The sequence below is a fragment of the Alteromonas sp. MmMcT2-2 genome (assembly GCF_022348305.1).
Classification (GTDB): Bacteria; Pseudomonadota; Gammaproteobacteria; order Enterobacterales; family Alteromonadaceae; genus Alteromonas; species Alteromonas macleodii.
Genome location: NZ_JAKRFA010000015.1, coordinates 122,080 through 131,796, shown reverse-complemented (window position 1 = coordinate 131,796; position 9,717 = coordinate 122,080). Strand labels below are relative to the sequence as shown.

Sequence of the window (9,717 nt, the reverse complement as noted above, 5' to 3'; positions counted from 1 at the left end):
CGTTGAATGTTCTCGATTTAGAACCACTAAACCGTCAAACATTCGCCTTGTCTAGATGGCACACAGACCGCTGCAAAAATGTACAACAAAGGTCAACAGACCCTAGCGACAAAAACTTTCATGGTTGACCTCGTGGTTTAAAATTACACTTTCGAGACAGTCAACATTCGGCCAGTGCATTTGTACTGGCCATTTTTCTTTCCTTTAAAAGCAAAACGCACTCGCATAAATCAGGTTAATCAGTTTTGCTGATTTTCTGTCATACAGCATATCTGTTATTATACTTACCGTTCTAAAACACCGTTATTTTTGTTGTCAAAAGCCGCGTTCTTCAACGTGACCTTTCAACAAAATAACCTGTGAGGCTTTGTGTCAGATATCATTTTACTTGGACAAAATTTCCTAGCACTTTTCGTTGAATCCGCGCCTTGGTTACTTCTCGGTTTGCTGGTGGCGGGTATCATGCACGAATTGGTACCCGTTTCGTTTTTGGAAAAGCACATGGGCAGCTCATCGTTTGGCTCAATTACAAAGGCCGCGGTTATTGGTGCGCCTTTACCTCTGTGCTCTTGCGGCGTTATCCCAGCGGCACTTGGGCTTAGACGTAGCGGTGCATCTAAATCTTCCACTATCTCGTTTTTAGTGTCTACGCCCGAGACGGGCGTAGACAGTGTTTCTGTGTCCTATGCATTGCTTGGACCGTTGTATGCCATTGTTAGACCCATCGCGGCCATTACAAGCGCTATTTATGCTGGATTGATGGTGCGTTTTTTCGCAGAAGCAGAAGAGGCTCAACAACGACAATCTGACGTGACGCAGTCATCGTGCTGTGGTTCAAAGCAAGCACCTAAATCAGAGCCGCAAATACAGGCCAGCACGTCCTGTTGTGCAAGCGAAAAAACACATGCTCATAACCACGAAAGCACAGACAAGCCCAAACAAGAGTCTTCGCCTTCGAAAATCACAAGCGTGCTTTCATATGCCAGTGGCAAGTTACTTGAAGACATTGTGATATGGTTATTAATTGGATTAGCACTTGCCGCGGCAATTAAAACGTGGGTACCCACCGACTTTTTAACGCAATGGGGTGATGGCGTGGTCGCCATGCTAGTGATGGCGGGCGGGACCCGCCACTAACGTATCAACGATGGGAATGATCAAACAAGAAATGGGCACGCGAACGTTAGTGCTTTACCTTTTCAGTGTTATCTCTGCGAGTATTGGTTTTGGTTACGCACTGAACTACCTAGTAGCTTCGTTTTCTTTAGCCTCTATGATCAAAACGCAAAGCCATGTTCATGAGCACGGTGCAGACGTTCAGGTGATTTATGGGCTATGCGCGATTTTATTGGCGGGGTTAATGTTAAGGCTGGGTCTGAAAAAGCTGCAGCAACACCGTCATAACCAAGAGCAACATTCGGCGTGCTGCGGCTAACAGTAGCCCAGCGGATGCCTTTCATAATAAAGCGCTCAAATGATATTCATAGAGCGCTTGTATATCCCGCTCTATTATCCATAATAGTCGTTCAACTTATTAAAATTAAAACGCGTTTAAACCTACAAGGACGCTTGGAATAACTACATGCTTTTACTTATTGTGTACGTCTTCATTGCACTGGGCTTTTCTTTTTTGTGCTCCATTGCAGAGGCTGTGATTCTGAGTGTTTCGTCCGCTTATATCTCTGTGTTAGAGAAAGAGGGCAAAGCCAGTGGTGCGCTACTACGTAAACAAACCGATAATATAAATACGCCTTTATCAGCAATATTAACGCTGAACACTATTGCTCATACTATGGGGGCTGCCGGGGCAGGTGCGCAAGCGGCAGCAGTATTTGGTGACGCCTATCTAGGCGTTATTTCAGCAGTCCTTACACTCCTTATTCTTATTTTTTCTGAGATTATCCCTAAAACACTTGGTGCAACCTATTGGCGAACACTAGCGCCAGTAACCGCATATTTTCTTAAATACCTTTCAATTGTACTTATGCCGTTCGTTAAAATGTCTGAGCTAATGACGAAAGGCTTTAAAGAAGACAGTCCACTTCGCGGGTTAAGCCGTAGTGAGCTTCACGCCATGGCAGAGTTGTCGGGGCAAGAAGGTCAGCTAGCGAATCACGAAGCGGCGTTTCTACAAAGCTTGTTAAGTTTGCACGAGCTGAAAGTGAAAGATGCGATTACCCACCGCACGGCGCTATTTAAAGTGTCGGAGTCGATGACGGTAGAAGGCTTTTTCCACAAACACGCCAATATAGAATTTTCTCGTATCCCTGTGTTTGAAGACAGCGACTCAGAAAACATTACCGGCTTTGTTATGCGTTCTGATTTATTGGTGGCACAAGCCAGAGGTAACACTGATAAACCGCTTTCTGAATACGCAAAAGACATGGTTACCGTGTTAAACACTATGCCGCTGTCAGTCACCTTCGAGCACTTCATCAATAAGCACGTGCATATGTTACTGGTGGTTGACGAGTACGGCGGTTTAGAAGGGGTGCTTACGCTAGAAGACCTGCTCGAACGCTTGCTAGGTGTCGATATTGTAGATGAAAAAGACACCACGGTTAGCATGCGTAGGCTTGCCAAGATGATGATGAAACGCAAAGAACAAATGATGATCAAAAACGTACCCGATGCGTCACTTGAGAGTTCGTCTAAAAAATAGAATTAGCGCCAATTCACTCGTAATGTTTAGCAATTATTAAGGATGATAAATATGAAACAGGATTTATGGAAAAAAGCATTGAGAACAGAATATTCAGCCCACGAAAATATTGTTAAGCGAACCCAACCATCGCTCGTTTTAGCGGCTTTGCTCGCGACAGGTTTCACGGCAAGTGCAGCTGCACAGGAACTGAGTATCCCATGTGATGATCTTGAAGAAAAAGCGCTCGCAGAATCGAAAGCTGATGAAGTAGAGCGCATAAGCGCATTTACACCAGCGACGCCTTTGAAACGTGTCGATCCTAAATACCCATCTCAAGCCATTAGAAAAGGCCGAGAAGGTTGGGTTAGGCTAAGCTACGTTATCGACGAAGAAGGCAGAGTGAAAGACCCTGTTGTAGAAGACTTCTTTGGAAGCCCTTCTTTCAAACGCAGTGCACTGTCAGCGGTTAAGAAATGGCAATATAACCCCGCGATCAAAGATGGCGAACCTACCCAGCAGTGTCATCAAGCAGTCCAAATGGATTTCGCTATAAGCGGAAAAAGCGGTGCCACACGCAAATTTATTAAAGCTTATAAAGACGCAGACGAGCGCTTTAATGCGGGTGATGTTGACGCGGCTGATGAAGCACTTAAAGAGCTTCTAGGCTGGGATACGCTAAACCGCTATGAAAATACGTGGTTGCTAAACTTGGAGTCTCATATAGCGAGCAAACAAGGCGACGTAGAGAGGGAAGCGCAAAGCCTAACGCGATTACTTGCCAGCAACGGTAGTAAGCGCTTCAATAACATGGTGTTTAATGAAGATTATGTGGCATACGCCCTTCAAAGAAAAATCATACTCGATGCTCAGCGTGGGTATTATGCAGAAGCATTAAAATCCTACACCACACTTCAAGACATGGAAGCGCAAGAAACGCGTATTGGCGAGATCGCGCCGCTAATTAGTCAGATTGAAGAATCTATTGCATCTGAGCAAAACTTAACCGTGCCCGTAACGATAGGAAGTGATGGGAATTGGTTCCACACTCTTGTGCGAAGTAAGTTTGCTTTTGGCAACATCCAAGGCGAGCTTGATACCGTTGAAGTCCGTTGTGATACTCATCGAGAAAAATTCACGGTTGCCGAAGCGCATGTTTGGCAAATTCCAAGCTCTTGGGGACAGTGTCAGGTGATGGTGAAAGGTGACAGCGAAACAAAATTTGATTTAATTGAAGTGGCGAAAGGGTAGGACTGAACAACAGTCGCGTCGCTACAGAGTTACAGTGAATGCCAGTTGAAATAGTTGCTCTCTATAGTCCTCGTCGGATTGGAAAAAACGCAAATTCTCCTGATGCCCTGAATTTAATTGCCATTCTGTGCTAACGGATAAATAAGCGGTAATGTCGTACCTTACGCTAACGGTAAAGGCGTTACCTCTGCTTCCATTCGGGTCATACATAACATCATCGTTATCTACCACCTGATACCAGTCCCCACGCATGGCTAAAGTTAAATCTTCCCAGCCTAATTGCTTTAGGTTGTATGCCGCACCGATATACGCACTGGAAAAATCGTTGTCTACGATATGCTCCCCCATCAAAGTGTCACCTAGTAGCACTTGAGAAAACACCGTTAACTCAGGTCGTGGTAAATATCGCAGTGTTAATGAATGAAAGCGCGTATGCCAGGCATAAATGCGGTCTGGGTCAACAATGTTCGGGTCTGCATTATTGTCGTAATAGTAATAACGCAACTCGGCCTTTCTAGCATAGGCTAAGTGAGCTCCTACGTAGTACCCAAACCGATTGTCAATTTCCCTGAAGGGTTCAGTCCATGCCGGTGCGTTTAACTTATCTTCATCGACGACGCCGGGAATGGGGAGGAAGTTTACGCGATCATTATAAACGGACTGCCTGTCGTGAAGGGCAAACCCTCGCCAAGAAAGCAGAGTGCCGGTGGAATCGTTACCTTTGAATACGCTGCCTAATACTTTCCATGACCAGTGGCTTCTTATTTGCCTGCCATTTTGTCGTAGACTTACTTCGATGCCGCCCGTTCTTAGTTCTTCACCCACCCAACTATTAATTGCTGAGTTACTCAGAAAATGAGGCGATAACCAACCCGCGTCGGTATTTTCCGCTGAGAGAGCGGGAAAAAATGCCCCTATTTTTACTTCAGGCTTTATGCTGGATGCGACTAACGGGCGATATTTTAAATAAAGCTCGGAAAATCCAACCTTTTGTTCCCCATCGCTATAACCATTGATGACGCCAACTGCCGACCAACTATCCGCTAACATAAAGTCAGCTATTACTACAGCATGAGAGAGCTGTATACCGTTACTTTCATAACGCTGATGACCGGCCCCCATTTGCTGAAAGCTCCGCGAATCATCTTTTGCCACAAAGCTTGTTCTTACTAGGGCCTTGGTTTCTCCGTGAACCTGAAGTGTTAAACTCGTGCAAAGCAAACAGACGGTTAAGGCAAAGACATTACGCATTAATAATCGCCAAATCCTTCGTCGAAGTCATCGTCACTGAAAACTGCATCAAGAACAAATTTGTATTCTTGTGAGTTGGTGATATGCAATGTTGCGCTGTTAAATAGTTTCACATCAGGTTGCTGCGGGTGCCAGGTCATAACACTGTACTCGCCTACCGGAAGTGAAACATTCATTACGCCTTCTTCATCGGTTTTTGCGAAAAATGGACTGTCGGTTACCACAATATAGCCCAGCATCCAGTCGTGAATATTGCAGCCAATATCTACAATACCAGCTTGCTCAAAGCGAAGCGGTTCAGCGGTAAACTCTTTATAGAGTTTTAGCTCAAACTGTTTTGTAGGCGAAAAAGAATACACGTGATGAAAAAGATTATCTGCGTTTGGAAACGAAATATCTGTGCCTGATTGAACAACAAGCACGTGAGGTGCAAATTGTTTATCGATTTGATTCATTATGGCGGGCTCTTCTTCACGCTGTGGCGTTGATGCAAGCGTAAAGTTAGGCGTTAGGGTTAACACCATATCTTTCACAGGCTCCCCATTGGCGTCGCTAACGTATATCGAAATGCTTGGCGTTGCTGATAAGGATGTATCAGCGGCATGTGCCCATGAAAGGGTAGCGCCGGCTAGTAAGAGAGCGCTCGATGTGAATGTACCTGTGATAAAACTAGTTATGTTGAACGTGCTCGCCCTTCGATGGGAAGTAAAGAAAATAGAAAGCGCAAATGACATGGATTTAATCAATAACGTGTTGTTTTTTTGCATTGTAATTCATTCTTTATAATGGCTTTAGCCTTAGACAGAAAGGCAAAGCGCTATGCGTCCTTTGTTGACACGAAAGCATATGACTACGTATAGCCTATTCAATACCAATCCGTATAGATAATAACCTATGCGGACTGGTATGAGGTATGTGCTCGGCTTTCGCTATCTATGTAGCAAAGTTTATTAGACTTTAACTATAGACCGAGTTGGACGTTTTTTTCATTCATTTACATTAAAGGAAAGCGTGCGCTGACGACTACACCTGTACTATCCTTCCGATTGAATAAAGATAACTGACCTTTGTGGAAGGTCATTATGATGTTGGCAATGTAAAGCCCTAGCCCCAAGTGCGGTGAAGAGGCATTTTGCACATCGTTTTCTTTTCTCACCGACACCATAGACTGAAGCAACTGAGACCTCATTCCTTCTGGAAGGAGCGGTCCGGTATTACTAATGGTTAGCTCAGCTTGCTTGTCCTTAACCGTAATACTGACTTGGATTTCACTTTCTTTTTCACTGAAATCTACGGCGTTAGCGATAACTTTATCGAACATTTGAGCCGTAAGTTCAGGGGAGCCAAGTATGCGCGCAGTATCAGCATTGTGGGTAAAACTAAAGCGTCGATGGCTATAGGCATGTTCGTAACCAGCAATACACCCAGATATCACCTTAACTAAGTCGAATGGTTCTAAATCTTCTTGTTGAATGGCCTGCTCTAATCGGGTGGCTTCACTCATACTGTTTAATATTGTACTTAGGCGGTTCACCCCTGATTGCGCCCTTTCAACAAAAACGGCTTGTTGGTCGGCGTCATTAACCTGAGTCAGCATATCCAGCGATGATTTTACCACGGCAATGGGCGTTCTAAGTTCGTGAGACAAGCGGGATGCCATGTTTTCTAAATAGGAGTTGTACTGCTGTAACCGCGAAAGCACATCCGCAAATGAACGGGATAAATCACCAATTTCATCACGCTGATTTGAAACCGGAAGGGTGCCAATGATTTTGCCATTATCATCTATCACCGCTTCGGTGTTATCGCGAAGGGAGCGAATGCGGTTTGAAATTCGCGTAGCGAACAGCAGTAACCCTAATGTACCTATGGTCATCACTGCTAAAATCACGTGAAAGAGCTGTTCTAATGCCCGGTTACGCAAAGTACGAATGCCATTGGTGGTTTGCTCTACAATAACCGCCCCCATTACGTTGCCTTCAATAAAAATTGGGTAGGCAGCGGAGAGTACTATGGCTTTGTTATCGGGTGACAAACGCCATAGTGAATCGGGTTGGCCATTCAGCGCCGTGCCTAAATCCTGCCCTACCAATGCATAAGCATCGTCTAGCTCGTCAATAAAGTCGGCAGGTGGCCGCGTAAGAATCTGATAATAAAGTGGAAGTAACCACTCACTCTCAACCCAGTGCCAAATTGCATTTGAAGAGGTTTCTTTTTCATCTACTTCAATGCCTGTGGCCGATTGAATGTCACCAGCGCGGGCGAGTACCCGCTTGTGCTTATCTACAACCCAAACCCGTGAATCGGCATATTTTAAACCTGCCAGAATGCGCTCAATTTCAGGGGAAGGAGTGATAACAGTACCTAATTCAGCGAGCTCTTTTGTATTCGCCGTACCTAACGCGTACTGCTTCAATCGACTTGCCCTGTCGTCCACATCGACAATTGAAAATGCTAAGCCGCCTGTGGTCATTGATAGCGGAAAGCGCAGTTCAATGTTGTAGCCCGTGGCAGTCTCTTGCCATCGGCCTTGAATAGAGAGCGCGTTCTCTACCGCCCGAGTTGTCGTTGTGTTATCTGCCAGCTTGTACGCGTTTACCCAGCCACTTTCATAAGGGGCGACAACATATCTTGCTAATTCTCCCTGTGGAGTTTCCATGCCCACAAGCAGGTGGTCGCCTGTCTCCACGCTTAAACTATTGGGTTGCCGCCACAGCAGTACGTCATCACTGACTTCAAACATGGCATACAGAAATTGACCGTAGCGCCCCACCATATGCTTGAACGATAAGCTGGTAGGTTCTCCCGCGTAGCCATTGTAGTACTCAATAACTTCGCCACTGCCATACTCACTCATTAACTCGCTGACTTGCTGCCAGTCGTTAAGTTCGCCATCAAGTCGAATGGGGGACGGGATAGGTGGCGCGTAAAGATCTGTTCCAGGGCGCACGTCTTGAAGATACGCTGATTGGCTATCAAATAAAGCGGGACGCTCGTGAAGGGCAGTGGCAACAGCTCGCGCGGTGCCAATCATGGTTTGTTCTTGACCGTTTCGCAGATACTGCTCAAGTTCCCACACATAGTTATAACCTAAGTAGGGTATGGTGAATAAGAACAGCGACAGCACCATAAGCTGAAGGCGTATTGAAAAGCGAAATCCCATGTTTTTAGTCGGTTGCCCTTATCTTTTAATCAGACGAAACGCAGTTTTAGTCGAAAGCCCGCTACAGCTGCCAGCGATATCCCATGCCGTACACGGTGTCGATATGATCGAAGTTTGGGTCAAGCTGCACAAACTTTTTACGCATACGTTTGATATGCGAAGTAATGGTGGTGTCGTCTACCACCATTCTGGACTCATCCATGAGCTGTTGGCGGCTTTTAACATGACCTGGGCGCTTAATGAGCGCATGCAGCATCCAAAACTCTGTTACCGTCAACAAAACGGGCTGGTTCTGCCAGCTTACCGTCATTCTCGACACGTCTACTTTTAAGTCGCCCACTTTTAGCTCATCTTTTTGTTCTGTGGGGGCAGCAAGTAAGTCTGTACGCCTAAACAAGGCTGCAATGCGTGCTAGCAGATGAGCCATGCTAATATCTTTAGTCAGGTAGTCGTCCGCGCCCATTCTAAGGCCGCTGATAGTATCTACGTCGTTATCTCGTGCAGTAAAAAAGATGATAGGTAGGGTTTGTGATAGGCCTCGCAGTTGCTGACACAGCATAAAGCCCCCCTCAATTTCATCTTTCAAACCAATATCGATAATGGCTAAGTCGGGTAAGGTGTGGTTAAACGCTTCAGCAGCAGAAGGCCTGTCCTCATAGGCATTCACGCTATAGCCCTGCGCTTTAAGCGCCATAATGTAATTTTCGCGAATGGCCGCGTCATCTTCCACTAATGCAATTGTCTTTGGCATACATTAACCCGCAAATATAATTCTGATAGAGCGCACACTATACCTATGAATGACAGCTATTGCCTAAGTTCGGCATAAAATCCTCAAGCCTGCCTCATTTACGCCATATTTGAGGGGCTTATCGTGAACTTTATCTTTGGCGGCAGCCCCACACAACGTCCCCAAGCGCGGATTAATAAAACGCTTGTAGTGCAGTTTCACATGCTAAATCTATAGGAAAGCTAAATCACCATCACATTTCCACAATTACGCGCTTTTTTTGCCATGAATAACGGGTTTAATAGTATTTGTCCGTCGAGTTTAGCGCACTGCTTTTTTTAAGTGCCAGGCAAGCGAGGCGGATTGCACTGTAGAAGCCTCTTCAAAGACTGGGAGAGGGGAAACAGTGCCGTGGAAGCGGTAAGGCTGAACTTCTACGTAAAAGTCTCAATTATCTATTCAGACTGGTATTAAGCTACCCTTTGCGCTGCGTACTACCCCAACGGTACGCGGCGCTTTTTTATTGGGGTTGAAAAAAGGCGTTTTCGCTCTCATTTAGAAGACGAAAGCTTAAACTGTTTAAAGCAACCACTAAACGCGAGTGTATTCATTTAATGGCATGAACTAGGTTACACTTCGTTGGTTGTAAGTTGTTAGCGACAGATAACTGCATCTCACTAA

6 protein-coding genes and 1 pseudogene are annotated in these 9,717 nt (G+C 45.4%); 3 read left to right on the top strand and 4 right to left on the bottom strand.

Annotated elements, in window-relative coordinates; translation table 11 throughout:
• Window positions 1-369: 369 nt before the first annotated feature.
• The 3 genes and pseudogenes from MHM99_RS11070 (at window position 370) to MHM99_RS11060 (ending at window position 3,892) form a co-directional block, all read left to right on the top strand.
• Window positions 370-1,435: pseudogene (locus MHM99_RS11070) on the top strand (SO_0444 family Cu/Zn efflux transporter).
• Window positions 1,436-1,582: 147 nt separating this feature from the next.
• Window positions 1,583-2,662: a CNNM domain-containing protein gene (locus MHM99_RS11065; protein ID WP_014951013.1), complete on the top strand. Its 1,080-nt coding sequence runs from the start codon at window positions 1,583-1,585 to the stop codon at window positions 2,660-2,662.
• Window positions 2,663-2,713: 51 nt separating this feature from the next.
• Window positions 2,714-3,892, top strand: a complete 1,179-nt coding sequence (locus tag MHM99_RS11060; protein WP_187447026.1) for an energy transducer TonB — start codon at window positions 2,714-2,716, stop codon at window positions 3,890-3,892.
• A 21-nt stretch (window positions 3,893-3,913) separates the two neighbouring features.
• Here MHM99_RS11060 and MHM99_RS11055 read toward each other — a convergent pair whose 3' ends face one another.
• The 4 genes from MHM99_RS11055 to pdsR form a co-directional block, all read right to left on the bottom strand.
• The gene (locus tag MHM99_RS11055) at window positions 3,914-5,047 is read right to left on the bottom strand and encodes an outer membrane beta-barrel protein (protein ID WP_239219324.1); all 1,134 of its coding nucleotides are present in this window, start codon (window positions 5,045-5,047) and stop codon (window positions 3,914-3,916) included.
• Between the two features lie 95 nt (window positions 5,048-5,142).
• On the bottom strand, window positions 5,143-5,910 hold the full coding sequence (locus tag MHM99_RS11050; RefSeq protein ID WP_187447024.1) for a methylamine utilization protein: 768 nt from the start codon (window positions 5,908-5,910) through the stop codon (window positions 5,143-5,145).
• 227 nt (window positions 5,911-6,137) lie between these two features.
• The gene (pdsS, locus tag MHM99_RS11045; RefSeq protein WP_075177858.1) at window positions 6,138-8,306 is read right to left on the bottom strand and encodes a proteobacterial dedicated sortase system histidine kinase; all 2,169 of its coding nucleotides are present in this window, start codon (window positions 8,304-8,306) and stop codon (window positions 6,138-6,140) included.
• Window positions 8,307-8,367: 61 nt separating this feature from the next.
• On the bottom strand, window positions 8,368-9,057 hold the full coding sequence (gene pdsR / locus MHM99_RS11040) for a proteobacterial dedicated sortase system response regulator (RefSeq protein ID WP_014951008.1): 690 nt from the start codon (window positions 9,055-9,057) through the stop codon (window positions 8,368-8,370).
• Window positions 9,058-9,717 lie beyond the last annotated feature (660 nt).

Excerpts from the sequence above, each read along its gene's own strand:
- pdsS (WP_075177858.1), bottom strand. The coding sequence starts at position 8,306 with ATGGGATTTCGCTTTTCAATACGCCTTCAGCTTATGGTGCTGTCGCTG.
- MHM99_RS11065 (WP_014951013.1), top strand. The coding sequence starts at position 1,583 with ATGCTTTTACTTATTGTGTACGTCTTCATTGCACTGGGCTTTTCTTTT.
- MHM99_RS11050 (WP_187447024.1), bottom strand. The coding sequence starts at position 5,910 with ATGCAAAAAAACAACACGTTATTGATTAAATCCATGTCATTTGCGCTT.
- MHM99_RS11060 (WP_187447026.1), top strand. The coding sequence starts at position 2,714 with ATGAAACAGGATTTATGGAAAAAAGCATTGAGAACAGAATATTCAGCC.
- pdsR (WP_014951008.1), bottom strand. The coding sequence starts at position 9,057 with ATGCCAAAGACAATTGCATTAGTGGAAGATGACGCGGCCATTCGCGAA.